This window comes from Phyllobacterium sp. T2-21, assembly GCF_055378485.1.
Genome location: NZ_AP027913.1, coordinates 381773 through 404687 on the forward strand (window position 1 = coordinate 381773; position 22915 = coordinate 404687).

The following is a 22915-nucleotide window of genomic DNA, read 5'->3' on the forward strand; positions in this document are numbered from 1 at the left end:
CTTTGTTCTTTATCCGGCATATCGCTTGTTGGTGTGGGCGGCGACATGCTTGATGTCGTGTTCCCGTTGCATTCCGCTGGTTGCGTCGAAAGCCACTAGCGGTATGCAAGGTGCTGTTGCTGAACGAGTCTCCGCTTTTGGCAGGGTAATCGTGAAGACCGCGCCATTTTTGTTCGAAGCGGTGAGCAGCCCGCCGACGCGTTGCACTATTCTTTGGGACAACGAGAGACCCAATCCCATTCCGCTGCTCTTGGTTGTGAAGAAGGGCTGAAAGAGCTGTGCAAGCGTATCCGGGCTCAAACCGGGCCCGTTGTCTGACACTTGGATGATATTCACGGTGTGATCTGCGATGGTGTGGATGGTTATACGCTTTTGCGGCTGCTCCGATGTGCCGAGTGCTTCAATCGAGTTGCGGACCAGATTGTGGACGACTTGTTCAAGCTCTACCCGATTGATGTTTGCAACGGGCGAAGGCTCTGCAAGACAAAGCACCAACGAAACGTTCCGTTGTTTGATCTCCAAATTGAGAATCTCGACAATCTCCAGGATCGCGCTGTTAAGCGTCGTGATTTCAGGGGCTGCCGCTGTATTTGCAATGTAATCACGGATCTTTCCGAGTATTCGGCCGGCTCTTCTTGCATCCCGGACGTTGGCATCCATTGCCTGTTTCAGGAAGCCGGTGCGGGGGGCTTTTTCCTCGAGTATCTTGAGGCTCGCCTGGCTTTGGCTGAGCAGTGATGTGAGGGGCTGCGCCAGTTCATGGATAATGCCGGCTGCAAGCTCCCCGATGGCATTGACCCGTGCCGCATGCTCCAGCCGGTTCTCTTTTTCCAGCCTCGCGGCACGCCCCAGTGCTTCTTCCTCCGATTGCCGCAGGCGCTGGGAGAGCCGACGTTGGTGCAGGGTATGATAGGCTGCCGCGACCGCTGCGGCGGAAAGACTGCAATATGCCGTAAGTCCCAACGGATTAAACAATTCACTCAGATCAACAGTTTCGCTTATGCGAAACACCGTCCCTTCGGGGAAGTTGGTGAGGTCCTCCGATGCGGTTTTGGGCAGACTGGAAACGATTGTTTTTTCGAGCCGAAGCCAGGGGGTGAAAAGCGAATCCTGTTCGTCATTCAACAAGATGGCAGGGACGCCGCCAATGATCCACTCGACCTCCGGTGAGCCGGACACCAGGAGTGGCTTGATCATTTGTGCTACATCCAGAAGCATGACAATGGCATAATGGGCATTGCCATTGTCAACATGTGCTGTCGTGAAATAGCGCCCGGGAAAGCGTGGATCAGCGAATCCGCGGATCATACCACGGGGCTGGCTAATGACTGTAGGGAGCACAGCAGGTATTGCCGCAACGTCAGTGGTCGACGGAAAACTGGCCACGAGGGTAGCGTGAGAGGGGTGATCGCCTTTGGGGAGCTCGTACAAATGGATCAGGTGTATGCGAGGGCAAGCGTCCATTATATGCTGAACCAGCGAGCTGAATACCTTCATGGACTCAACACCGGATACGGTTGAAAAAACCTCCAGGGATTTGACGAAAGCAAAATTCTGGGCAATGCGGCGATCAACACTGGTTGTGATCTCATTGGCCTTTGCCGCGAACATGTCCGACTTGTCCCGAAAAATCGTGACGGCCGACACGGAAACATACACCAGCAGGGCAATGCACCAGATGGATACCGCAATTATCAGGGAAGGCTTCAGGTCTTTCTGCATGTCTCTGCAACTTATAAATTTGTTTATGTATGAAATATATTGCGTGCGGATTTCTGGTTATCTCAGAAGTCCAGAACGAAAATACGGTTTATGCGTTTTTCAGAGCATAAAACCGTCACTAGTCTAAATAATACTGCCTGCCGATATTAGGGGCTTCCCCATCGTGAAAGCCCGGCATCGTAATAGCGTAACTTATCTATAGACGTATTTCAATGATGTTGCAGAGCCGCAGTATTGGCCACATCAGCACCGGCATGAACGACGCTCGGATACTGCAAAGAATTGCGCAGGGGCCGGGCGTTGTCCCGGCCCCGTCGCTCAACGATCTTATTCGTCGATGTCGACATCTTCAAACAGATTGCCGCCGAATGGATCAACGCGGAAATCCTTCACCTTGGCACTAATCGGTTGCTGGACGATCTGATGGGCAATCGTCAGCCAGGGTGCCTGCTCCTTGAACACGACCTGAGCCTGTTCATACAGCTTTGTTCTCTCAGCCTGGTCCGTGGTCAGTTTGGCTGCCTGGATCAGTTTTTCAAAGTCCTCGTTGCACCAGTTGGCGCGATTGCCGCTGCCAATAGCCTGGCAACCCAGAAGGGCCGCAAGAAAATTGTCCGGATCGGCAATGCCGCCCGTCCATCCGAGAATGACCGCGCCGTCCCGGTCTTTTTCCAGTGACCGCTTCAGGTACTCGGTCCAGTCATAGGAAACGATTTCAGCCTTGATGCCAACTTTTGCCAGGTCAGACTGCATCATTTCGGCGGTCCGGCGCGCGTTGGGCATGTAGGGACGCTGAACCGGCATGGCCCAGATCTTCATCGAAAGATCTTTGACGCCAGCCTCTGCGAGCAGTTTCTGCGACTGCGCGGGATCATAGGCATCGTCCTTGACCGCTGCATTGTATGACCAGACACCCGGCGGAATGGCATTGACGGCAACCATGCCGGTCGAGCCGTAGACCGCGTCGATGATCGCCTGCTTGTTGACGGCCATGTTGATGGCCTTGCGCACGCGCACATCGTTGAAAGGTGCGACCAGCGTGTTGTAGGCCATGAACGCAATGTTCAAGCCTTCCTTTTGCAGGAGGTTGATCGCCGGGTCGGTTTTCATCTCAGCCAGATCGGCCGGGTTCGGGTAAGCCATGACATGGCATTCGCCAGCCTTGAGCTTCTGGTAGCGAACAGACGCATCCGGGGTTACGGCGATGATCAGATTATCGATCTTCTGCTTCCCGCCCCAGTAATCGGGATTGGCCGTATAGCGAACGGCCGTATCCGGCTGATAATCGACAAACTGGTAGGGACCGGTTCCGATAGGTAACAGGCCAAATTCGTCCTGCTTGCCCTCAGCCAGAAGCTTGTCCGCATATTCCTTGGATTGAATGACTGCGAATGTGAGGGAAAGGGAAGCGAGCATCGTCGCTTCCGGACGGGTAAGGACGAATTTGACGGTATGCTCGTCGATTTTTTCGATCTTGCCGATAAGGCTCGGGAACGAATAGGAATTGTATTGCGGCCAGACTCCCTTACCATTGTAGGGATTGGCCTTGTTCCCCTGACGGTCGAACGTAAAGATGACGTCATCCGCATTGAAATCGCGCGTCGGGGTAAAATAGCTCGTTGTCTGGAATTTCACGCCCTTGCGCAGGTGAAACGTATATTCTTTCCCGTCGGCGGAAATATCCCAGCTTTCGGCGAGGCCCGGCTCCAGTTCGGTCGAACCGCGTTTGATCTTGATGAGGCCATTGGAAACATTGCGTGCGGAGGCGTCATATGTCGCACCCGATGTGGTGCTCGCAGCGTCAAAGCCGTCTGGCGCGGCTTCCGAGCAATAAATCAATGTCTTTGCTGAGGCGACAGCCATGGTTGTTCCGCTCAATCCGAGGGCAAGGATAGTCGCTGAAAGAATTTTCTCGGGAAGTTTCATGTCGTCCTGTCTTTTCTGGGAATCAACGTATCACATGGATGGGATCGGAATTTATCGGCGAGGGCTCGGGGCAATGCAATACAAATATGTCACCTAAACGCTTGTCCTGAAAAGTGGAATCATTGAAACCAGCATCTTTGATCAGAGGCAGAGAACGCAATGGACATTGTTGAACGATTTCTCAACTACACACGCATCAATACCACGACGGTCCCCGGCGCGGGTCATTTGCCTTCGAGTGCCGGTCAATCAGTACTGGCGCGCTTGCTGGCCGGAGAGTTGCGTGACCTGGGGCTGGATGTCGAGGAACGGGAGCATTCGATCGTGGTGGGAACACTGCCGAGCAATGCAACCGACAAGAATCGCACGATTCCTACCGTGGCATGGGTCGCCCATCTCGACACCAGCAGCGAGTACAATACGGATACCAAAGCCCAGATCGTGCAGTATGAAGGCGGCGATATCGTCTTGAACGAACAGCTTCAGATCGTTATGCGTCCGAGCGATTTTCCCGAGCTGACGCGTTATGCCGGTGACCGGATCATCGTTACTGATGGAACGAGCCTGCTCGGTGCGGATAACAAGTCTGCCATAGCCGAGATCATGCATGCGATGCAGACGCTTCAGTCGAACCCCGGGATTGAACACGGCGAGGTGAAGGTCGTGTTTGTCCCGGATGAGGAAATTGGCCTTCTGGGAGCCAAAGCGCTGGATGTCAAAACCCTCGATGCCGATTTCGCCTACACGCTGGATTGCTGCGAGATTGGCGAGATCGTGCACGAGAACTGGAATGCGGGTGAGTTCCACATCACTTTTCACGGGCAGACCGCGCACCCGATGTCGGCCAAGGGCAAGCTGCGCAATGCCGTGCTCTTTGCCCAGCAATTCATCGCCATGCTGCCGGCAGGTGAAAGACCGGAATATACGGAAAACCGCGAAGGCTACTACTGGGTCAAATCCATCCATGGCACGGTTGCCGAGACACGGATCGTTCTCGACATCCGCGATTTTACCCAGGCGGGATTCGATCACCGGCGCCACTTTGTCGAGACCGTCGTCGAGAGTTTTAATCAACTCCACGGTGCCCGGACTGTGACAGCGGCATATCAGCCAATGTATCGCAACGTCGCCGATAGTTTGCAGGGCCCCAATCATTATCCGGTACAGCTGGCGCTGGAGGCGATGCGGGCGATTGGCGTATCGCCTAAGTCGATCCCCATGCGCGGCGGCTATGATGGCGCGGTGCTGTCGGAAAAGGGCCTGCCTTGCCCCAATCTGTTTTGCGGCGCCCATAATTTTCATTCGATCTACGAATTTCTGCCGGTGCGTTCGCTCGAAAAGGCCTCCGAGATGGTGGTCGAAATCCTGCAACGCGCAGCGCGTGCGCCGCAGGATTAACCCTGGTCATTCAGACCAGGCGTGTGATGTGGTGACGTCGCCATGAAAAACGGAAGTACAGCATCTGAAAGAGCAGTGTTGTGACGAAGGTCGTGGCATAGGCAATCCATATTCCAGTCAGCCCAATCTTGGCATTCATGAAGTAGGCCAGCGGTATTTCCACTGCCAGGATGGCGAGAATTGACAGGCCGGTCGGATTGAGCACAGTACCGCTGCCACGCATCACGCCGGTCAGGACACTGGTCGCTCCCGCCGCCAGAAGACTCCAGAGCACAATGTGCAGAAGCTGTATTGCTGCAGCAACGACGTCACTATCGGTTATGAACAAGCCGATAATCGGGTTGGCAAACGCATAAGCGAAGATGACGAAGCCACCCGTTGTGACGACATTCAGCCATAGGCCGGTGTGCAGGATTTTGCCGATCCTGTCTGCCCGGCCTGCACCGATGGCGTGGGCGGTCAAAATCGATGTTGTGATGCCAAGCGACATGACTGGAAGCTGTACCCAGTGCATCACCTGATTGATTGCCCCGTAGGCTGCTGTTGCATTGGCGCCATGCCGGTTTACCAATCCAAGCAGGACCATTTCAGCCACCGCCATCGTCAGCATCTGCACAGCCATTGGCAGGCCTATGCGCAAGATGGCTTTGGCAAGATGGAGATTGATCCGCATCTGGAAAAGTTTTCGGAAATCCGGCGCAAGAGGGTGATTCTTGCGTCGCCAATGCCTGGCAAGCCACAGCATCGCAATGATGGCGCCGACAAACGCTGAGATGGGTGCGCTGGCTACACCAAGGGACGGTATGCCAAACCAGCCACGAATGAATGCAGGCGTGCAGACAAGAGAAGCGACTGTAGCGATTGAGAGAGCTAATAACGGTGTCACTGCATCGGATACGCCACGGCTCATCGATGTTGTCAGCCAAAGCGTAAAGATGGTCGGCATCCCTGCAAGCATTGTGCGCGCATAAATCGTGGCATCGGCTTGGATGTCTGCGGGTGTCCCAAGCATCGCTATGATTTTTTGCGCAAACAAGCTTCCGGCTATGCTGACGATGAAACCCGCAAGGATCATCATTCCCAAAGCCGTGCCGGCCACAGTCCGGACCTTCCCGCGGTCGCCGCTACCCCAGGCTGGGCCGATGAGAACTGTCGCACCACTGCTCAGGCCGATAACGATTGAGAACAACAACAGGATGATCGGAAGGAATGCCGATGCAGCTGCAATCGCTTTGACGCCGAGAAATTGGCCCAGAAAGATTCCGTCAATCGTGCCTGATGCCGCCTGCAATACATTGGTCAGCATCATCGGCAGGAGGATGGCAAGGAATGTGCGCCATAGGGGCCGTGCAGCTCTTGGGGTGATACTCTGTTGGGTCATGTCAAGTGTCAGGCAATAGCCTGCCCTTCCGGAACGGCATTTCGCTCCAGTTCTGATAGGTTGGATAGTCGTATATTTCGTCGAAGTGCGTCTTCCCGCCCGGAAAGAGGTGCTTACTGTCTCCCGTATGCCAGCTTTATCGCATACTGGCGCACGTCGGTTGGCCATTCGCTGACCCGTTCGACAAAAGCGGTCTGGTTGCCGGCAAACAACGCCCGGATTGCGTCTTCAAAGCCGGGCATATTGCCCGCCATCGCCAATGCGAAGTGGTAGGCTGCTTCCTGGGCGGCACGGGTTTTGGTTTCACTGCCGCCCGCCTTTCTGGCTTCGTCGATCAATCGCCTGAGCGCAACGGATGCACCCCCGCTTTGCTCGGCAAGCCACTCCCAATGCCGCGGCAGAAGTGTGACTTCCCGGGCAATGACGCCGAGTTTTGGTCGTCCTCGCCCACGCGGTGCAGGTGCGGGCAGGCCGCCCTCGGGTTCCCGCGACGCTTGGCTTGCATTTTGCCAACCGTCATCATCCTTCGACGACTGCAACAACCGTGCGATGATGTCGGTCTTTGTACCGCGCAGATCGAGATCCACGACGCGGCCAGTCATGTCGTCAAAGACGAGGAGAGGTCCGGAAGTGCCGCTTTCTTCGGAAGTATTCTTTACGGCCAAGGCCACTTCGACCAGGGGGCCGGACAAGAGAAGGTGTGTGCCGTCGAAAGCGGTGCAGGGTCGGGAAAGATGGTCGGTCATGACGGGTACTCGATTGATATTTGATTTATATCCGGGTTATAAAATGAAAAGTCAATATCATCCGGGTAATAAATTGACGAAATTCGGATTGACTGCTATGGGGGCTTTGATTTGAAAACTCTTGTGAACGGAATGACGGATGAAGACCGAGGACAAAAAGGCGGCGATCGCGGCCTATAAGGAAAGAAAAGCAATCGTTGGAATTTATGTCGTCCGCTGCCTCACGTCGGGCAAGATCTGGATTGGCCAAAGCACCAACCTTGATACGATCCAGAACCGTCTGTGGTTTACGCTTCGTCTTGGCAATCATCCGTGCCGGGACCTGCAGCAGGTCTGGAACCATGGGACATCGGACGATTTCGTGTTCGAGGAACTCGAGCGAATGGAGGACGAGAAACTGGCCTATGTCCGTCAGGCCCGTCTCAAGGAGCGCGTTGCATATTGGCGTTCTTCGCTTGGCGGTGCTGCCATTTAACCAGCGGCAGGGCCTGCCGGAATCGCCAAACCAAACGTGTAAATTCTTGCCGGGCATGCCAGACTGTCACAATGTTTGCGCTCGCACATGGTGGAACCCGCAACGTTCCTCATGTGAGATTTTGAATGGCTCAAACAGATATTCTTCGGTTCTTCAGTGCCTGGCTGCGCGCACCCCTACGCGTCGCATCGGTAACACCATCCAGCAACAGTCTGTCGGCTCTGATGACCGAGCACATATCGCCGTCTCACGGCCCTGTTCTGGAGCTTGGCCCCGGGACGGGCGTGTTCACGTCAGCCCTGCTGAAACGCGGCATTGCAGAGCGCGACATCACGCTGATTGAGTATGGGCCGGAGTTCGTGCCTCTCCTCAAGGTAAGATTTCCCGATACCAAACTCTACCAGATGGATGCGCGGCATATCGGGAAGCGCGGCCTCTTTGAAGACGCGGTTTTCGGCAATGTCATCAGCGGATTGCCGCTTCTGTCGATGAAACCCGCCATCGTGCTGGCGATCCTCGCGGGATGTTTTTCCCGGTTGCGCCGGGATGGAGGATTTTACCAGTTTACCTACGGCCCCAAATGCCCGGTGTCCTCCTTGCTCCTGCACAAGCTCGACCTCAAGGCAGAGAAGACTGGCTGGACGTTCCGCAATTTCCCGCCGGCTTCGGTCTACCGCATTACCCGCCATCAGGTTCCCTTGCTCGGGAATGCGCGCTGATGGATTCTCCACTTTATGCATCGCTGCTGGACATGGGATTGCTTGGCATTGTCGCTCTTGCCTTCGCGGAGAAGCTGATCCCGGTTCTTCCGTCTTATCTCATGCTGGTGTTTCTCGGTGCGACATATGTGTCGGGCGTCCCGGACCTGATTGTGCTCGTGCTCGCCACCGTTTGCGGGTCCACGCTGGGTGCCCTGTTCTGGTATGGCATTGGCCGGTTGGCGGGAAAGAAACGAACGGATGCGCTTGTCGCCCGTTTCGGCCGCTATATTTTCCTGCCGGTCACCCGGTACCGCGCCATGGCCAACGCCTACGAGACAAATCAGTTCTGGGTTACGCTCGTCGCCCAGACCATTCCGACCATCCGGATATTCCTGGCAATGCCAGCTGGTGTCTTGCGATTGAAACTGCAAGGCTTTCTGCCGGCAACCATTCTCGGCATCTTTGTCTGGAATACGCCCTTGGTCGGTCTCGGCTTCCTGTTGCGTCAATCGGAACGTGATCCGCTGCAGATGGGAATAGCTGTTGTTGGCGCTATTCTTCTGGGTGAACTGGCCGTTGGATTGATCTTTCGCCGTGTGCGTGGATGAGTGGCACCTTCCGCATGCAAGGACGTGGCGATAAAGTCGGGTGAATCGGGGGCAGAGTGGCAGATGCGCATATTGCTGGTTGAGGACGAACCGCAACTGGTCGCGGCGCTGAGAGCGGCGTTTGCGCGCCACAATCTGGTGATGGACCATGTCGGCAGTCTCTTTGATGCCGAGCTCATTCTCAATGACGGAGTCTACGATGCGCTGCTGCTCGATCGCCAACTGCCGGATGGTGACGGGTTGAGCCTCATTCCAAAATTGCGCAGCAATGGCCTTACCCTGCCGATTATTGTGTTGACGGCGAAGGGGCGGGTGCCAGAGCGTATCAGCGGCCTCGAGACCGGTGCCGATGATTACATGGCCAAACCATTCGACTTCGACGAGCTTCTGGCCCGGTTGCGGGCGATCCTGCGCCGTCCGGGGCTGGCGCACTCGCAAATCATCACCGTCGGGCGATTGAGCTTCGACATGGCCTATCGCGATGTTCTCGTCGGCAATTGCCGGCTCGAGATGCCGCGGCGCGAAATGCTGGTACTTGAAAGCCTGGTGCGCCGCGTCGGCCGCATGGTTCCGCGGCCCGCGCTGATGGAAGCTGTCTTCGGCTTTGACGATGAGATTCAGTCGAACGCACTCGATTCCCACGTCTCAAGACTTCGCCGCAAACTGGCCGATGCGAAGGCCGGGGTTGTGATCAATGTCATTCGCGGCGTGGGTTATCTCCTGCGGGAAGAGTCATGACGGAGCAGCGCCCGCAATCCCTCAGGCGGCGATTGTTCTGGCGGTTGCTGGCGGTTCAGTCCGTTGTGCTCATTCTTGTCATCGCAGTGCTTTTCGGTTCCGGGCAATTGTTCGACTTCCGTTCGACCGAAAATACCGTTGAAATTCTCGAAGCGGGTATTGGAAGAGACCCGCACGGTGGTCTGATACTGAAGGATGCGGATGCAATAAGGGCGTTGCGAAAAGATGTGCCGGACCTCTGGTACATCATTCGGGATGGGCAGGGGCATCAACTGACGGAAGGCGATATCCCGGAGGAATATGCCGGCGTAGGAAATGCTCTGGACCGGATTGGCCAGGCCCGCTTCGGTTGGAATATCGGTGACCGGGAGAGGCCGACGGCCCGGATGCGCTGGGTCGAGACCGACGCTGGCCGTGTACAGATACTGACGGGATCATCCGCGCTTGCGCCGTTCTTCATGGTGTTCCTGGGAATCTCACTGATCCTGCTGAAACTTGTCGTTCCGATACTCGGGATCATTGCGCTCGGTGCTTTCGTGGCAACGCCCATCGTCGTGCGGCGATCGCTGCGGGGATTGGAACAGGCTGCCGCACAAGCGGATTCGATAGACATCGAAAAACGCGGGGTACGATTGACGTCGACCGGTATGCCCTCCGAAGTCACGCCTTTTGTGCGTGCGGTCAATGGAGCGCTGGGTCGTCTGGACGAAGGCTATGACCGCCAGGAGCGTTTTCTCGCCGACGCCGCCCACGAACTGCGCACGCCCATTGCGATCCTCAAGACGAGGGTCGCATCGTTGCCGCAAGGCATGACCAAATCTCTTTTGACAGAGGATACCGCAAGACTGGCGGTTCTGGCGGAACAAATGCTTGACCTGCAGCGGCTGAAGCAGGACGTGCGTCATTTCACCGATGTTGATCTCATCCAGCTCGCGCAGCGTGTCGTTCTCGATATGGGGCCTTTGGCATTCACCGCGGGGTATGAAGTTGGTTTTGAAGCCGCCGCCGCCAATGCGGTCGTGCAGGGCGATCCCGTTGCCTTGGAAAGAGTGATGACCAATCTCGTGCAGAATGCCATCGATCACGGCGGCCGTGCGGGCACCATCGCGGTGGTTGTCGGGCAAAACTGGATCGAGGTCGCGGATGAAGGGCAGGGCGTTCCCGCTGAACTTCGCGAGCGTGTGTTCGAGCCGTTTTTCAAACGGCATCAGGGCACCAAAGGCTCCGGTCTCGGTCTCAAACTCGTCCAGGAGATCATGGAACTGCATGGCGGGAATATTACCATTGTGCAGAGACCGTTTGGCGCCTGCTTCCGTGTCGAATTTGCGCCTTCCACCACGGGTTCCGGCCAGCCAGCAGAATGACTGGCAGGAGATTGCGCTGAATTCTGCGCTTTTCCGGCGCTCTTCAACGATAGATTGCCTGCCGGGATGCAACCGTAATTTCGTTGCAATGAAAGGTGATTATAACTGTGGTGTCAGTAAGCAGAAATTCAAGAAACGGGAATACGCATGGACGGAACAACCGAGCCTGTGCTCATGGCGGCACTGCCACTCATCGTGGGGATGGGAGCGGTCCTGATTGGCATTGTGGCTATGATAGGCAGTTGCCGATTTAAGGTGAGTACGGAGCGTTCAGCGCTCGTCGCGCTTCTGGCGTTGTTAGGTCTGTTTGCAGTTTTTTATTGGTTTGTCGGCGCGCAGATGCCTGTCATACTCGTGCTTGGCGTGGTGGGATTGGGTTTTGCGGCTGCGCTCGTCATCAAACGCGTCTGCACCGAAACCAAAAGGCATAGGACTGAAGGAATATGAAGTCTCGCCTGTGATGCGGCATCGCTGGTCGAACCGTATCTGGGCTTCGCTCTTATCGGCGCGAACAGGTCACCCTTGTGCTACAATAAAATAATTTCGTGTAACGGGAATAAAACCGCATGGGCTCCGTATACACCATATGAAAACGCCGAAGCCACGTTTTGATGTTGTTGGACAGCTTGGTTCTCTTCGCCGTTATGCCCGTTCCCTGACCCGGAACGACGCGGATGCAGAGGACCTCGTCCAGGATACGCTTTTGCGCGCCTATGAGCGGCGAAGCGGGTTTCGTTATGGCAATACGCTTCGGGGGTGGTTGCTTTCGATCCTTCACAACCGGTTCATCGACGTCAAGCGTTCAAACGCGGCAGAGACCCGAACATTGGAGGCTGCCTATTCCCTTGCCGATGTGGCCATCGATGCGCCACAGGAACATTCCGTCCGGCTTGGCCAGGTGCGGGAAGCATTTTTTGCTCTTCCTGAAGAGCAGAGGTCTGCACTTCATCTCGTTGCGCTGGAAGGCCTTTCCTATGAAGAGGCCGCGAACACATTGAACATCCCGGTCGGTACCTTGATGTCGCGGATCAGCCGGGCCCGCGCAACCCTTCGTTCCCACGAAAACGACCGGCAATTGGGAAAGGCCGGTCATTTGAAAATTGTAGGAGGCCGAGATGACTGAAACGATCGATCCCGTCGTCGAAGCGGATCTGGACGCCTATATCGACGACCAGCTCGATACCCTTCGCCGGATTGAGATTGCCCGTTACCTGTCGCAGCATCCGGAACAGGCCGCTCGTGTCATGTCCGATCTGCAGTCGCGCGACGAACTTCGGCTTGCGCTGGCGCAGGGGCATACGGCCGGGTCTCCGGAAACGTCAGAACTTGCGCACCGGCTTGAACGGGGTCTCGGACGGGACCGGCTGTTTGGCGGTTTGCAACGCATTGCGGCGGTTGGGGTGCTGCTGGCCCTGGGCTGGATGGCCCATGCGGGGTTCGGTCCTTTGACCGTCTCCAAAGTTGTCGCCGCAACGCCGCCGCCCGCCTACGTCTCAGACGCCATCATGGCGCACAAGACATCAACGCTCCGTGCCGAAATGGTATCGCAGCCGGAAACCCGCAGCTACGACCCTGCGGAGATACGCGCGTCGACCGGAATCGTCATACCCGCAATGCCTGAGAAATGGACGGTGCATGACGTTCAACTGTTTCCGTCCAATTTTGGACCGAGTGTCGAAATGGAAGTCCGGTCCGACAGCCTTGGTCCGGTTTCGCTCTTTGCCGTGCGTCCCGGCACGTTTGATGTCGTCAAACCGCGCGCTCTCCGCGTGAACGGCACGTCTGCGGCCTATTTTCAAATTGGCGATGTCGCCTATGCGCTCGTTTCGGATGCTGCAACGGCAGATCTGGAAAAGGCTGCGCTGGGCCTTGCCAAAACCCTTTACTGATCCAACGAACCGAAAGGAACCGAGTTTATGAATACACCTCTGCGTTATGGGATGGATACGGCGCGCGGCCAGTCATCCGCGGTGTTTGATGAAGGCCTGCGCCAGCATATGCTGCGCATCTACAACTACATGGGCCTTGGTCTGGTTGTTACCGGTCTTGTAGCCTTTGTCGTTGCCTCAACACCGGCTCTCTATGTGCCGATCTTTTCGACGCCGTTGAAGTGGGTCGTGATGCTGGCCCCGCTGGCCTTTGTCATGTTTTTCTCGTTCAAGATGCAGTCCATGTCGGCATCGTCGGCACAGGCCATGTTCTGGGCATTTTGCGCTGTCATGGGCCTATCCCTGGCATCCGTATTCCTTGTCTTCACCGGAACCAGCATTGCCCGTACCTTCTTTATCGCGGCAACGATGTTTGGCGCAACCAGCCTCTACGGATACACGACCAAGCGTGACCTGTCGCAGTTCAGCTCCTTCCTGATGATGGGCCTGATCGGCGTGGTCATCGCGAGTCTCGTCAATCTTTTCCTCGGCTCGTCGATGCTGCAGTTCGTCGTATCCGTAGCCGGTGTGCTTGTGTTCATCGGGTTGACCGCCTGGGACACCCAGTCGATCAAGGAGCAGTATGCCGAGAGCCATGATTCCGAATCGCAACAGAAGCTCGCTGTCTTCGGCGCTTTCTCGCTCTACCTGAACTTCGTCAACATCTTCCAGCTGCTGCTCAGCCTGACTGGTCAGCGCCAGGAGTAGGCTGGTCGAGACGAACCCAACAATGCCATTCCATCCCGTGCTGAAGAGTTCAGCACGGGTTTTTGCTTTCAGCCGTCCCTGGTTATGATCAGATGGGTTGCATTCGGGGTGGACATGTGTTCGCGGCATTTATATCCGAGGCTCAGAAGATCAATATCGGCGAACAGGTTTTCGCCCTGTCCTAGAAAAACCGGCGAAATGGCGAGATGTAATTCGTCGATGAGACGGGCATGCAGGTATTGCTTGATCGTGCTGACACCACCACCGACCCGCACGTCTTTTCCGTCTGCTGCATCTCTGGCACGTTCCAGAGCGCTTTCAATTCCATCCGTCACGAAATGAAACGTCGTTCCGCCCTCCATCACGATGGATGGACGCGCGTAGTGGGTGAGAACAAAAACCGGACAGTGATAGGGAGGCGTGTCGCCCCACCATCCTTTCCAGCTATCGTCCGGCCAAGGGCCCCTGACCGGTCCGAACATGTTGCGGCCGAGAATCCACGCGCCGATATTGTTGAATCCAAGTATCGCATAATCATCATCGACGCCGGTGGAGCCGCCGTTCTGACCGAACATCTTTTGAAACGTGCGTGTGGTGAAGGCCCATTGGTGCAGGGACATTCCGTTCACGCCAAGCGGATTATCTATGCTTTGGTCAGGACCCGCACCGTAACCATCCAAGGACAAAGAGAAGCTGCGAACGTAGAGTTTCGACATTGACCATTCCTCTCATTTCGACTGGCGGAGGAAACTAAGCGGCTCTCGAAAGCGAGCGCAACAAAAAAGAAGGGCGCGGGATGTCAGAACAACGGCTTCACAACCAGCTCCAGTCCAAGCAGCAGGAGACAGACCAGGAACCAGCGGCGGAAAGTTGCAGGGCTGATGGCATCGCGCACCTTCTGACCACACCACATGCCGAACAGCGCAGGTGCCAATGCGAGAGCTGACGTGCTCATATTGTCGAACTGCAATGCTCCACCCGATGTCAGCCCGATTGCGAGCGCGACGGTGGACACGGTAAAGGACAGGCCAAGCGCCTGGATCAAATCGTCCTTGGCCAGACCCAGCGCCTGCAGATAGGGAACGGCCGGTATGACAAAAACGCCTGTTGCGCCGGTTACGATGCCCGTGACGATGCCAACGAGCGGCGACAGAAAGGGCTCCAGGCTGCGCGGAACCGACAATTGGCGGGCTGCAAGACCGAAACCCGCATAGAGCATCAAGGCAGCGCCGAGACCCATTGTGGTCCATCCAGCCGTATCATTGGCCATAAGCCAGGCACCTGCAATGGTTCCCAGCAGGATGGTGAGCATCATGGCCCACAGCCGTAACGCGAGGACCGCAAAGCTTGGCCCGGAAAGCAATTGCAGGACATTGGTGACGAAAGAGGGAACGAGCAGCAACGCCGCTGCGCCTGCCGGAGGCATGATGGTGCCGAGAATACCCATGGCGACGGTCGGCAGCCCCATTCCGGTCACACCCTTGACCATACCGGCAAGGAAGAACGTCAGGACAATCATGAGAAGGGAAGCTGCGGACAGGTCAAACATGTCCCAGCATTGCGCGGGATGGTACTGTTCACAATGCGGAAGAACCGAACTCTGCCTAAGGCTATGCCGAAGGCAGATTGAGTGCTACACCCCTATGCATGCGTTTCGACCTGACCGATCTGCGTCTCTTTCTTCTGGTTGTGGAAGCCGGAAGCATCACCCATGGTGCCATGCAGGCCAACATGACGTTGCCATCGGCCAGTGCCCGCCTGCGCGGCATGGAAGACGTCATCGGTCTCCCGCTGCTTGAACGCGGCCGGCGCGGCGTCGCAACCACACCGGCTGGCGATGCGGTTGCCCATCATGCCCGTATTGTCCTGCGGCAGATCGAGCAGATGCGCGGGGAGCTGGGTGAATTCTCGAAGGGTCTGAAAAGTCACATTCGCCTGATGGCGAATACTGCGGCCATGACGGAATTCCTGCCGGAAAGGCTTGCGGCCTTTCTCGCCGTCCGGCCCAATGTCGATATCGATTTGAAGGAACGTCTCAGCACCGAGATCGTCAAGGCGGTGGCAGGCGGTTCTGCCGATATCGGTGTGATCACGGATGCCGTGGATCACGGCAGTCTGGAATTGCGGCCCTTCGCCATTGACCGCCTGGTCCTGGTTGTTGCCCGCTCGAGCCAATGGGCGGAACGTCGCCATATCGCCTTCGCCGATGTCGCCGGGCAGGAATTTGTCGGATTGAGTGCCGGCAGTCCGCTGCAGGATTATCTCGGTGATCACGCGGCACGTGCCGGCCATGCTCTTGCGTTCCGTATTCGTCTGCGGACCTTTGAAGGCATTTGCCGTATGGTTGCTCAGAATGTCGGGTTGGGGATAGTCCCGGAGACTGCAGCGAAGAGATATCGCCGCTCGATGCCCATTCATTCGGTGCGTCTGACGGATACGTGGGCCACGCGGCATCTGGCCATCTGCGCACGCAGGTTTGAGGATTTGCATCCTCATGGGCGCGAACTGGTCGAGCAACTGACGACGCCCCAGCCGACGCGCCGTGGCGATCGGGTGTAAAAGCCAATCGCCGGACCTTGAATTTGCGCGGATCGAATTTATGATCGGCTATGCCTTCAGATCAAGCGGCCCCTCCCATACCTGTAAACGGCGCGGATGCTCCCTCGGGACAACACGATGCGCGCGCGCTGTTGAAGGCGGATATTGTCGTGATCGGTGCCGGGCAGGCCGGTCTTTCCTCCGCCTATCACCTGCAACAGCTTGGGCTGAAATCCTGGAAGAATTACCTGGTTTTGGACAAGTCGCCCGGTGCCGGTGGCGCTTGGCAGTACCGGTGGCCATCCCTGACTTTGACGACGGTCAATCGCGTTCACGATCTGCCGGGGCTGCGGTTTGTCGAGGCAGTTGATGCTGGTGACGAAGTCAAGGCATCGGTAGCGGTGCCGCAATACTACGCCGCCTATGAACGGAAGTTCGAATTGCCGGTCTACCGGCCGCAGACGGTCAAGGTCGTGTGCGAGCGCAACGGGCGCTTTCGTATCGAGACCGAAGAGGGTGGTTTTTCCGCGCGCGGCATCATCAATGCGACGGGAACGTGGGAGACGCCCTATATTCCTGCCTATCCGGGCGCAGAAAATTTTGAGGGCCGGCAGCTGCACACCCATGACTACAAGACAGCGGATGAGTTTGCCGGAAAGCATGTCGTTGTTGTCGGTGGTGGCATTTCCGCGCTGCAATTGCTGGACGAAATTTCCCGGGTCACGTCGACGACCTGGGTGACGCGGCAGGAACCGCAGTTTCGCGATACACCGTTTACGCCGGAAGATGGGCGGGCGGCGGTGGCGATTGTGGAAGACCGGGTGCGACGCGGGCTGGTGCCGGGGTCGGTGGTTTCAGTCACCGGGATTCCGTTGACACCGGCGCTGCGCGCAGCGCAGGCGCGCGGTGTGCTCAAACGGCTGCCCATGTTTGCCGTGATCACCCGGAATGGCATACGCTGGTCCGATGGCCGGGAAGAGCGAGCCGACGTCATTTTGTGGTGCACCGGGTTCCGCAGTTCGCTCGATCATCTTGCCCCGCTCCAAATCCGCGAGGAGAATGGCGGCATCATCATGTCGGGCAGGCTGGCGACACAGGTTGCCAAGGATCCGCGCATTCATCTGGTCGGGTACGGTCCTTCGGCGTCCACCATAGGTGCCAATCGTGCCGGGGGCGCGGCCGCGCGCGAACTCACGGATTATCTCGGGCTGCAGAAAGAGTAAACTATCTGGAATTGGCTGGCCTGATGCTGCATCCCTCGAGGAACAATGCCGCTGCCATGGCCACGCGTTCTTCGATCTCGCGGTCTTCGGGAACGCTGGCCAACCCCAGTGTTGCGATACGGAAGGGTTCTGCGGTGACCATGCCGAGCAGCATCGTTGCGGCAATCCTGGAATTATCGAGCTTGATCAGTCCGCGCTGTTCCTGCTGTTCCAAAAACCGGGCGACCATGGCCGAGCTTCGCGACGGACCTTCTCTGTAGAAGGCTTTGGCCACTTCCGGAAAGTTCAGGGCTTCGGCCGTCACCAGACGATAGAATGCGACGGTCTGGTCGGATAGGACAAGGTGCGCAAATTCGCTCAGGATATGTTCGAGCGCGTGTTTCAGTCCCAAATGGTCCAGTGATTCCGGATGAATCGTCTGCAGGAAAGCGTCGACCCTGCTGGCAATCTGCTCGCCGCGTTCTGCCACGATGGCCGCAAGCAGTTCGGATTTCGTTGTCCAGAAGCGGTAAATGGTCCGTTTCGCAACACCCGCCTCCCGGGCAACCGTCTCCATCCGGGTCGCGGTGTAGCCGTTTTCCAGCAGCACATGGGTGGCGGTCTGCAGGATCAGGTGTTTCGTCTCCGCGTCAGACCGGTTTTGCGGCCGTCCGCGCGGACGTTTGATCTCTGGTGTGTTTTCGTCCTGATTGTCCCGCTCGATCTCGATTGTATCCGTTGGTTTTGTCACCAGTCTTCCGCTTTCGGTCTTCAAAAATAGTTGCTTGCGCATTTTCTGTCTTGCAAACGGAATTGTCCAGACATAATTAGGGAACTGCTGGGTTCCTTATTTATCCCCGACCCGAGTTCTCCCAATGAACCGTGCCGATCTAGTTCCTCAACTAAGGGCATTCGCCATGACCAAAAACACGCAACCCCTCGATCTCAAGGTTGAAAAGACACTGAGTGCCGACGAAGCCATGTCGGCACCGCAGGAAGGCAAGATGGAGCCGCCGCACAAGCCGCAGCCGCGCAATGTTCGAAAGTTGCTGCTGATTGGCGCGGCTGTGATCGTTGTGGGACTGGGAGCGAAGTTCGGCTGGCACTACTGGACCGTCGGACGGTTCCAGGAATCAACCGACGATGCCTATGTGAAGGCCGATTCCACCATCGTTGCCCCAAAGGTTTCCGGCTATGTGCGCGAAGTGCTTGTGACGGACAATCAACCCGTCCGTGCCAATCAGCCCCTCGCAAAAATAGATGACCGCGATTACGTGGTTGCGCTTGAGCAGGCGAAGGCTGATGTCGCCGCGGCACAGGCTGACATAGAGAACATCGTGGCGAGTCTCGACCAGCAGCAGGCAGCGATTGCCCAGGCGCAGTCGACCGTATCGGTCGATCAGGCCAGCTTGAAATTCGCCCAGCAGGACAATGAGCGTTACGGTGCCCTTGCAACGCAAGGCGCGGGAAGCGTGCAGAACGCCCAGCAGGCTGTTTCCAAACTGGATATTGCCAAGGCGACGCTTCAGCGTGACGAAGGCGCTGTTGTTTCGGCGCAGAAACAGGTTGGCGTGTTGCAAGCCCAACTGGCCAAGATGAACGCGGCCCTTGCACGCGACAAGGCCGTTCAAGATCAGGCCGAGCTCAATCTGGGTTACACGACGATCGTCTCGCCGGTGGATGGCGTGGTTGGCAACCGCACCCTGCGTGTCGGACAGTATGTCCAGTCCGGCACCCAGCTGATGGCGGTCGTTCCGCTTGACGATGTCTACGTCATCGCCAACTTCAAGGAGACCCAGCTCACGGACGTGAAAAAAGGCCAGCCTGTCGATATCGCCGTCGACACCTTCCCGGGTGTCGCCCTGACGGGGCGTGTTGACAGCATTGCACCGGCCAGCGGCCAGGAATTTGCTCTGCTGCCGCCGGACAATGCAACCGGCAATTTTACCAAGATCGTGCAGCGCATTCCGGTCAAGGTTGTCCTGAACAATGACAGCAAGCTCACCGGCCTGTTGCGTCCCGGCATGTCGGTGACCCCGACCATCAATCTCAAGGATTCCGACGGCGCGGCCAAGTGCGGCGAGACTGCCTGCTTCAAGGCCGCCAACTAGCAAATCCGGATAGGACGAAGAAAATGTCCGTTGCTGCCACACCCGTTGCCGATCAGGAACGCCCCGCAAGCCTCAAGACGTGGATTACCGTCTTTGCCGGCCTGATCGGCGCCTTCATGGCTGTGCTGAATATCCAGATCACCAATGCCTCGCTCCTCAATATCGAGGGCGGTATCGGCACTGGCGTCGACAATGGCGCGTGGATTTCGACGGCCTATCTCATCGGCGAAATCATTGTCATCCCGTTGACCGACTATCTCAGCCGGGTGTTTTCCTTCCGGCGTTTCCTGCTGGTCAATGCCCTGCTGTTCCTGGCGTTCTCGGTGGCCTGCGCCTTTGCGCGCAATCTCGAAGAGATGATCATTCTGCGGGCCATTCAGGGGTTTACCGGCGGCGTGCTCATTCCGATGGCGTTCACGCTGATCCTGACCAAGCTGCCGCGGTCACAGCATTCCGTTGGCATGGCCCTCTTTGCCATCACCGCAACCTTTGCGCCAGCGATCGGTCCGACCATCGGCGGTTACCTCACCGAGAATTACGGCTGGCAGTACATATTCTTTATCAATCTCGTTCCCGGCGCCTTCATGGTCACCGCGCTCTATCTCAATCTTGAGCGCCAGCCGATGAACCTCGGCCTGCTGAGGGAAGGCGACTGGTTCGGCATTCTGGCCATGGCCATCGGTCTTGGTGCACTTCAGACGGTGCTTGAAGAAGGCAACAAGAACGATTGGCTGGGTTCGCCCTTCATCGTTCGCCTGATGATTGTCGCTGTGGTGTTTCTGGCGCTGTTTGTCTGGATCGAACTGACCGTGAAAAACCCGGCCGTTAATCTGCGTCTGTTGAAACGGCGCAATTTTGGCCTCGGCACCGTTGCCAACATGCTTGTCGGTTTCGGCCTCTACGGCTCGGTGTATCTGTTGCCGCAATATCTTGGTCAGGTGCAGGGCTACAATTCCGAACAGATCGGCTCGGTCATGGCCTGGACCGGCTTGCCGCAGCTTTTGATCATTCCGTTCGTTCCGATGCTGATGGGCCGGTTTGATACGCGCATCATCGTGTTTCTCGGCCTGTGCGTGTTCGGCGGCAGCTGCTTCATGAATATTCACATGTCGGCCAACTATTCCGGCGATCAGCTCTGGCTGCCCAACATCGTTCGCGCCGTCGGGCAGGCTGTGGTGATGGCACCGCTGACGGCTATCGCGATGGTTGGTGTTGCCCGCCATGAGTCCGCTGCAGCGTCCGGCGTCTTCAACATGCTGCGGAACCTCGGCGGTGCATTCGGCACGGCGATGCTGGCCACGATCGTCACCAAACGGGAACAGTTCCATTCCAACACCATCGGCAATTCGGTCAATCTGTTCAGTGAAACGGTTCGGGGCAGGCTTGATCAGATGACGGCCTATTTCATGGCGCATGGCGTGACAGACCCGGTTGCGGCACGTGAACAGGCGATAATTGCGCTTGGCCAGACGGTCAAAAGGCAATCGCTGATCATGGGCTACAGCGACACGTTCGTTGTGCTGGGTGCAATGCTGATCATTGCCGCTTTCTTCGTGCTTCTGACCAAGAAAGGCCAGGCGAGCGGCGCTCCAGCCCATTGAATGTGTCATGGGCTGGCAACAACATTCTTCCAGTGCAAGAAACGGGTTGAATTCCGGGGCTGCCGGCATGATGTTCATGACATGTGAAAGACGGAGGCCATGTCATGGGTCAGACAGTGCACAGCTATCATATCTTTGAAACCGAAGGCGGGTTTTGCGGAATCGCCTGGAATACGCGTGGTGTGACGCGGTTCCAACTTCCGACAAGGAGTGAAGAGGGAACGGAGCGGCTCTTGCTCAGGCGCCTGCCAGTCGCCGAACCCGCAACGCCCACTCCGGCAATTGCCGACGCGGTTGCGGCGGTAAAGCGCTATTTCAAGGGTGAAGAAACGGACTTTTCCGATATCAAACTGGATCTTGACGGGCAGGACGAGTTCTTCAAACGCATATATGATGCTGTCCGGCGGGTTGGTTGGGGCCATACGGTTACCTATGGCGGATTGGCCAAGGAGCTCGGTGCCGGGCCGGAAGCCGCACGGGACGTAGGGCAGGCGATGGCGAAGAATCCGGTCGCCCTGATCATCCCCTGCCACCGGGTGCTGGCGGCGGGCGGCAAGGTTGGCGGTTTCTCGGCGCCGGGCGGCTCAACCTCCAAAATCCGCATGCTGGAACTTGAAGGCGTGCATGTCGGCGCGCCTGAACCTGCTCAGCAAACACTGGGCTTTTAGCCCAACGCTACCGGAGAGGGCCCCATTGCGCGGATTCACGATCGCGTGATCCGCGCCATTGTGCCTGTGGAATGGCCAAAAAAGCCTTTGAAAAAGGTGAGTTGGCTTCTCAATTATTGCTGCAGCACCTAGAAACTCCGCCTGGATCGTATAATCTGGCCGGTGCGAATGTCCGGCCGCGTGCCCTGGTGGCAATGGCGGGCGGACTTTCGGTAAGACCAATGAATGATTGGGATGATCGTGACTGACAGAACATTGAAAGAAACAGATTCAGGACAACTGCAAACTGGAAATGCGGATCAATCCTTCGCGACGGCCGGTATCGCACCGATGGATCGCCCCAGCCGGGTCACGCGTTTTTTCATGAGCATTGTCTCCTGGGCCGAAGGGCTCAATCTCAAATATGCCAAATTCGGCAATCCTCCCGTCTACGACAATGCAACCTTTCCCTGGTCAAGCGAGATCGAGAAGGCCTGGCCGGAAATCCGCACCGAACTTGATCGTGTCCTTCTCCGGCAGAGTGAATTGCCGGCGTTCCAGGAGATTTCCACGGACGTCAAAACCATCTCTACGGACAAGAACTGGAAGACTTTCTTCCTGATCGGTTTCGGGGTGAAATCGGAACAGAACATTCAGGCCTGTCCGAAGACATGGGCGGCCGTGCAGAAGATTCCCAATCTGAAGACGGCCATGTTCTCGATTTTCGAGCCCGGCAAGCATTTGCCGCCGCATCGCGGCCCCTATAATGGCGTGCTGCGTCTCCATGTCGGTATGATCGTTCCCGAACAGTCAGATAGGCTGGCCATTCGCGTTAAAGACCAGATTTGCCATTGGCATGAAGGCAAGGCGCTGATTTTTGACGATGCCTACGAACATGAGGCGTGGAATCACACGGACAAGACACGCGTCGTGCTCTTTGTTGATTTCGTCAAACCCACACGGTTTCCAGCCAATATCGTCAACTGGATGTTGATGAACCTGGCGGTGTTCACCCCGTTCATCCGGGAAGGGCTCGACAATCACAAGGAATGGGAAAAGCGCTTTTATGCGGAAGCGGAAAAGCTGCGCAACCAGCCCGGCCGATAGGTGAAGGGCAGCGC

At 56.9% G+C, this 22915-nt stretch carries 24 protein-coding genes; 17 read left to right on the plus strand and 7 right to left on the minus strand.

Annotated features, from left to right (window positions below):
* Positions 1 to 9 precede the first annotated feature (9 nt).
* Both ACZ5FP_RS19950 and ACZ5FP_RS19955 read right to left on the minus strand, forming a co-directional pair.
* Positions 10 to 1722 (minus strand): sensor histidine kinase, encoded by a 1713-nt coding sequence (locus ACZ5FP_RS19950; RefSeq protein WP_464663887.1) that lies wholly within the window; start codon positions 1720 to 1722, stop codon positions 10 to 12.
* Between the two features lie 327 nt (positions 1723 to 2049).
* Positions 2050 to 3648, minus strand: coding sequence for an ABC transporter substrate-binding protein (locus tag ACZ5FP_RS19955; RefSeq protein WP_223614231.1), 1599 nt, complete (start codon positions 3646 to 3648; stop codon positions 2050 to 2052).
* A 159-nt stretch (positions 3649 to 3807) separates the two neighbouring features.
* Between ACZ5FP_RS19955 and pepT the strand changes: the two genes are divergently transcribed.
* Complete coding sequence (pepT, locus tag ACZ5FP_RS19960) at positions 3808 to 5046, plus strand: peptidase T (protein ID WP_464663889.1); 1239 nt, start codon at positions 3808 to 3810, stop codon at positions 5044 to 5046.
* Between the two features lie 10 nt (positions 5047 to 5056).
* Here pepT and ACZ5FP_RS19965 read toward each other — a convergent pair whose 3' ends face one another.
* Both ACZ5FP_RS19965 and ACZ5FP_RS19970 read right to left on the minus strand, forming a co-directional pair.
* Positions 5057 to 6427 (minus strand): MATE family efflux transporter, encoded by a 1371-nt coding sequence (locus ACZ5FP_RS19965; RefSeq protein ID WP_464663891.1) that lies wholly within the window; start codon positions 6425 to 6427, stop codon positions 5057 to 5059.
* A gap of 113 nt (positions 6428 to 6540) precedes the next feature.
* Positions 6541 to 7173, minus strand: coding sequence for a DUF2239 family protein (locus ACZ5FP_RS19970; protein ID WP_464663893.1), 633 nt, complete (start codon positions 7171 to 7173; stop codon positions 6541 to 6543).
* Positions 7174 to 7312: 139 nt separating this feature from the next.
* Here ACZ5FP_RS19970 and ACZ5FP_RS19975 point away from each other — a divergent pair, with 139 nt between their 5' ends.
* The 9 genes from ACZ5FP_RS19975 (at position 7313) to ACZ5FP_RS20015 (ending at position 13695) form a co-directional block, all read left to right on the plus strand.
* On the plus strand, positions 7313 to 7648 hold the full coding sequence (locus ACZ5FP_RS19975; protein ID WP_464663894.1) for a GIY-YIG nuclease family protein: 336 nt from the start codon (positions 7313 to 7315) through the stop codon (positions 7646 to 7648).
* Between the two features lie 125 nt (positions 7649 to 7773).
* On the plus strand, positions 7774 to 8367 hold the full coding sequence (locus ACZ5FP_RS19980; protein ID WP_464663896.1) for a class I SAM-dependent methyltransferase: 594 nt from the start codon (positions 7774 to 7776) through the stop codon (positions 8365 to 8367).
* Positions 8367 to 8957: a DedA family protein gene (locus tag ACZ5FP_RS19985; RefSeq protein WP_464663898.1), complete on the plus strand. Its 591-nt coding sequence runs from the start codon at positions 8367 to 8369 to the stop codon at positions 8955 to 8957. The genes ACZ5FP_RS19980 and ACZ5FP_RS19985 overlap by 1 nt, the downstream gene beginning before the upstream one ends.
* Positions 8958 to 9020: 63 nt before the next feature.
* Complete coding sequence (locus ACZ5FP_RS19990) at positions 9021 to 9695, plus strand: response regulator transcription factor (protein ID WP_464663899.1); 675 nt, start codon at positions 9021 to 9023, stop codon at positions 9693 to 9695.
* Entirely contained in the window at positions 9692 to 11059 is a 1368-nt protein-coding gene (locus ACZ5FP_RS19995) for a sensor histidine kinase (RefSeq protein WP_464663901.1), read from the plus strand. Before ACZ5FP_RS19990 ends, ACZ5FP_RS19995 begins: the two co-directional genes overlap by 4 nt.
* Before the next feature lie 147 nt (positions 11060 to 11206).
* On the plus strand, positions 11207 to 11506 hold the full coding sequence (locus ACZ5FP_RS20000) for a hypothetical protein (RefSeq protein ID WP_346306784.1): 300 nt from the start codon (positions 11207 to 11209) through the stop codon (positions 11504 to 11506).
* A 139-nt stretch (positions 11507 to 11645) separates the two neighbouring features.
* Complete coding sequence (locus ACZ5FP_RS20005; protein ID WP_464663903.1) at positions 11646 to 12182, plus strand: sigma-70 family RNA polymerase sigma factor; 537 nt, start codon at positions 11646 to 11648, stop codon at positions 12180 to 12182.
* On the plus strand, positions 12175 to 12948 hold the full coding sequence (locus ACZ5FP_RS20010) for an anti-sigma factor family protein (RefSeq protein WP_464663905.1): 774 nt from the start codon (positions 12175 to 12177) through the stop codon (positions 12946 to 12948). Before ACZ5FP_RS20005 ends, ACZ5FP_RS20010 begins: the two co-directional genes overlap by 8 nt.
* A gap of 27 nt (positions 12949 to 12975) precedes the next feature.
* Positions 12976 to 13695, plus strand: a complete 720-nt coding sequence (locus ACZ5FP_RS20015; protein WP_223614215.1) for a Bax inhibitor-1/YccA family protein — start codon at positions 12976 to 12978, stop codon at positions 13693 to 13695.
* A gap of 68 nt (positions 13696 to 13763) precedes the next feature.
* Here the strand turns inward: ACZ5FP_RS20015 and ACZ5FP_RS20020 are convergent, their stop codons facing one another.
* Together ACZ5FP_RS20020 and ACZ5FP_RS20025 are read right to left on the minus strand one after the other, a co-directional pair.
* Entirely contained in the window at positions 13764 to 14411 is a 648-nt protein-coding gene (locus ACZ5FP_RS20020) for a dihydrofolate reductase family protein (RefSeq protein WP_464663907.1), read from the minus strand.
* 83 nt (positions 14412 to 14494) lie between these two features.
* Positions 14495 to 15244 (minus strand): sulfite exporter TauE/SafE family protein, encoded by a 750-nt coding sequence (locus tag ACZ5FP_RS20025; RefSeq protein ID WP_464663909.1) that lies wholly within the window; start codon positions 15242 to 15244, stop codon positions 14495 to 14497.
* A gap of 98 nt (positions 15245 to 15342) precedes the next feature.
* Between ACZ5FP_RS20025 and ACZ5FP_RS20030 the strand changes: the two genes are divergently transcribed.
* Together ACZ5FP_RS20030 and ACZ5FP_RS20035 are read left to right on the plus strand one after the other, a co-directional pair.
* Positions 15343 to 16254 carry a LysR family transcriptional regulator gene (locus tag ACZ5FP_RS20030; RefSeq protein ID WP_464664032.1) on the plus strand — a complete coding sequence of 304 codons (912 nt, stop codon included), beginning with the start codon at positions 15343 to 15345 and terminating at the stop codon, positions 16252 to 16254.
* Positions 16255 to 16304: 50 nt separating this feature from the next.
* A complete protein-coding gene (locus tag ACZ5FP_RS20035) occupies positions 16305 to 17456 on the plus strand; it encodes an NAD(P)-binding domain-containing protein (protein ID WP_464663911.1) in 1152 nt (383 codons plus the stop codon).
* Position 17457: 1 nt separating this feature from the next.
* Here the strand turns inward: ACZ5FP_RS20035 and ACZ5FP_RS20040 are convergent, their stop codons facing one another.
* Complete coding sequence (locus ACZ5FP_RS20040) at positions 17458 to 18186, minus strand: TetR/AcrR family transcriptional regulator (RefSeq protein WP_464663912.1); 729 nt, start codon at positions 18184 to 18186, stop codon at positions 17458 to 17460.
* Between the two features lie 166 nt (positions 18187 to 18352).
* Between ACZ5FP_RS20040 and ACZ5FP_RS20045 the strand changes: the two genes are divergently transcribed.
* The 5 genes from ACZ5FP_RS20045 (at position 18353) to olsC (ending at position 22901) form a co-directional block, all read left to right on the plus strand.
* Positions 18353 to 19546, plus strand: coding sequence for an HlyD family secretion protein (locus ACZ5FP_RS20045; protein WP_464663914.1), 1194 nt, complete (start codon positions 18353 to 18355; stop codon positions 19544 to 19546).
* Between the two features lie 23 nt (positions 19547 to 19569).
* Positions 19570 to 21147: a DHA2 family efflux MFS transporter permease subunit gene (locus tag ACZ5FP_RS20050; RefSeq protein ID WP_464663916.1), complete on the plus strand. Its 1578-nt coding sequence runs from the start codon at positions 19570 to 19572 to the stop codon at positions 21145 to 21147.
* A 104-nt stretch (positions 21148 to 21251) separates the two neighbouring features.
* Positions 21252 to 21815: a methylated-DNA--[protein]-cysteine S-methyltransferase gene (locus ACZ5FP_RS20055; RefSeq protein ID WP_464663917.1), complete on the plus strand. Its 564-nt coding sequence runs from the start codon at positions 21252 to 21254 to the stop codon at positions 21813 to 21815.
* Between the two features lie 71 nt (positions 21816 to 21886).
* A complete protein-coding gene (locus ACZ5FP_RS20060) occupies positions 21887 to 22063 on the plus strand; it encodes a hypothetical protein (RefSeq protein ID WP_464663918.1) in 177 nt (58 codons plus the stop codon).
* Positions 22050 to 22901 carry an ornithine lipid ester-linked acyl 2-hydroxylase OlsC gene (gene olsC, locus ACZ5FP_RS20065; protein WP_464663919.1) on the plus strand — a complete coding sequence of 284 codons (852 nt, stop codon included), beginning with the start codon at positions 22050 to 22052 and terminating at the stop codon, positions 22899 to 22901. The genes ACZ5FP_RS20060 and olsC overlap by 14 nt, the downstream gene beginning before the upstream one ends.
* The last annotated feature ends 14 nt before the right edge of the window (positions 22902 to 22915 follow it).

Bases quoted from the DNA above. Each gene is read 5' to 3' on its own strand.
- ACZ5FP_RS19950 (WP_464663887.1), bottom strand. From the start codon at position 1,722: ATGCAGAAAGACCTGAAGCCTTCCCTGATAATTGCGGTATCCATCTGG.
- ACZ5FP_RS19955 (WP_223614231.1), bottom strand. From the start codon at position 3,648: ATGAAACTTCCCGAGAAAATTCTTTCAGCGACTATCCTTGCCCTCGGA.
- pepT (WP_464663889.1), top strand. From the start codon at position 3,808: ATGGACATTGTTGAACGATTTCTCAACTACACACGCATCAATACCACG.
- ACZ5FP_RS19965 (WP_464663891.1), bottom strand. From the start codon at position 6,427: ATGACCCAACAGAGTATCACCCCAAGAGCTGCACGGCCCCTATGGCGC.
- ACZ5FP_RS19970 (WP_464663893.1), bottom strand. From the start codon at position 7,173: ATGACCGACCATCTTTCCCGACCCTGCACCGCTTTCGACGGCACACAC.
- ACZ5FP_RS19975 (WP_464663894.1), top strand. From the start codon at position 7,313: ATGAAGACCGAGGACAAAAAGGCGGCGATCGCGGCCTATAAGGAAAGA.
- ACZ5FP_RS19980 (WP_464663896.1), top strand. From the start codon at position 7,774: ATGGCTCAAACAGATATTCTTCGGTTCTTCAGTGCCTGGCTGCGCGCA.
- ACZ5FP_RS19985 (WP_464663898.1), top strand. From the start codon at position 8,367: ATGGATTCTCCACTTTATGCATCGCTGCTGGACATGGGATTGCTTGGC.
- ACZ5FP_RS19990 (WP_464663899.1), top strand. From the start codon at position 9,021: ATGCGCATATTGCTGGTTGAGGACGAACCGCAACTGGTCGCGGCGCTG.
- ACZ5FP_RS19995 (WP_464663901.1), top strand. From the start codon at position 9,692: ATGACGGAGCAGCGCCCGCAATCCCTCAGGCGGCGATTGTTCTGGCGG.
- ACZ5FP_RS20000 (WP_346306784.1), top strand. From the start codon at position 11,207: ATGGACGGAACAACCGAGCCTGTGCTCATGGCGGCACTGCCACTCATC.
- ACZ5FP_RS20005 (WP_464663903.1), top strand. From the start codon at position 11,646: ATGAAAACGCCGAAGCCACGTTTTGATGTTGTTGGACAGCTTGGTTCT.
- ACZ5FP_RS20010 (WP_464663905.1), top strand. From the start codon at position 12,175: ATGACTGAAACGATCGATCCCGTCGTCGAAGCGGATCTGGACGCCTAT.
- ACZ5FP_RS20015 (WP_223614215.1), top strand. From the start codon at position 12,976: ATGAATACACCTCTGCGTTATGGGATGGATACGGCGCGCGGCCAGTCA.
- ACZ5FP_RS20020 (WP_464663907.1), bottom strand. From the start codon at position 14,411: ATGTCGAAACTCTACGTTCGCAGCTTCTCTTTGTCCTTGGATGGTTAC.
- ACZ5FP_RS20025 (WP_464663909.1), bottom strand. From the start codon at position 15,244: ATGTTTGACCTGTCCGCAGCTTCCCTTCTCATGATTGTCCTGACGTTC.
- ACZ5FP_RS20030 (WP_464664032.1), top strand. From the start codon at position 15,343: ATGCGTTTCGACCTGACCGATCTGCGTCTCTTTCTTCTGGTTGTGGAA.
- ACZ5FP_RS20035 (WP_464663911.1), top strand. From the start codon at position 16,305: ATGCCTTCAGATCAAGCGGCCCCTCCCATACCTGTAAACGGCGCGGAT.
- ACZ5FP_RS20045 (WP_464663914.1), top strand. From the start codon at position 18,353: ATGACCAAAAACACGCAACCCCTCGATCTCAAGGTTGAAAAGACACTG.
- ACZ5FP_RS20050 (WP_464663916.1), top strand. From the start codon at position 19,570: ATGTCCGTTGCTGCCACACCCGTTGCCGATCAGGAACGCCCCGCAAGC.
- ACZ5FP_RS20055 (WP_464663917.1), top strand. From the start codon at position 21,252: ATGGGTCAGACAGTGCACAGCTATCATATCTTTGAAACCGAAGGCGGG.
- ACZ5FP_RS20060 (WP_464663918.1), top strand. From the start codon at position 21,887: ATGGCCAAAAAAGCCTTTGAAAAAGGTGAGTTGGCTTCTCAATTATTG.
- olsC (WP_464663919.1), top strand. From the start codon at position 22,050: ATGATCGTGACTGACAGAACATTGAAAGAAACAGATTCAGGACAACTG.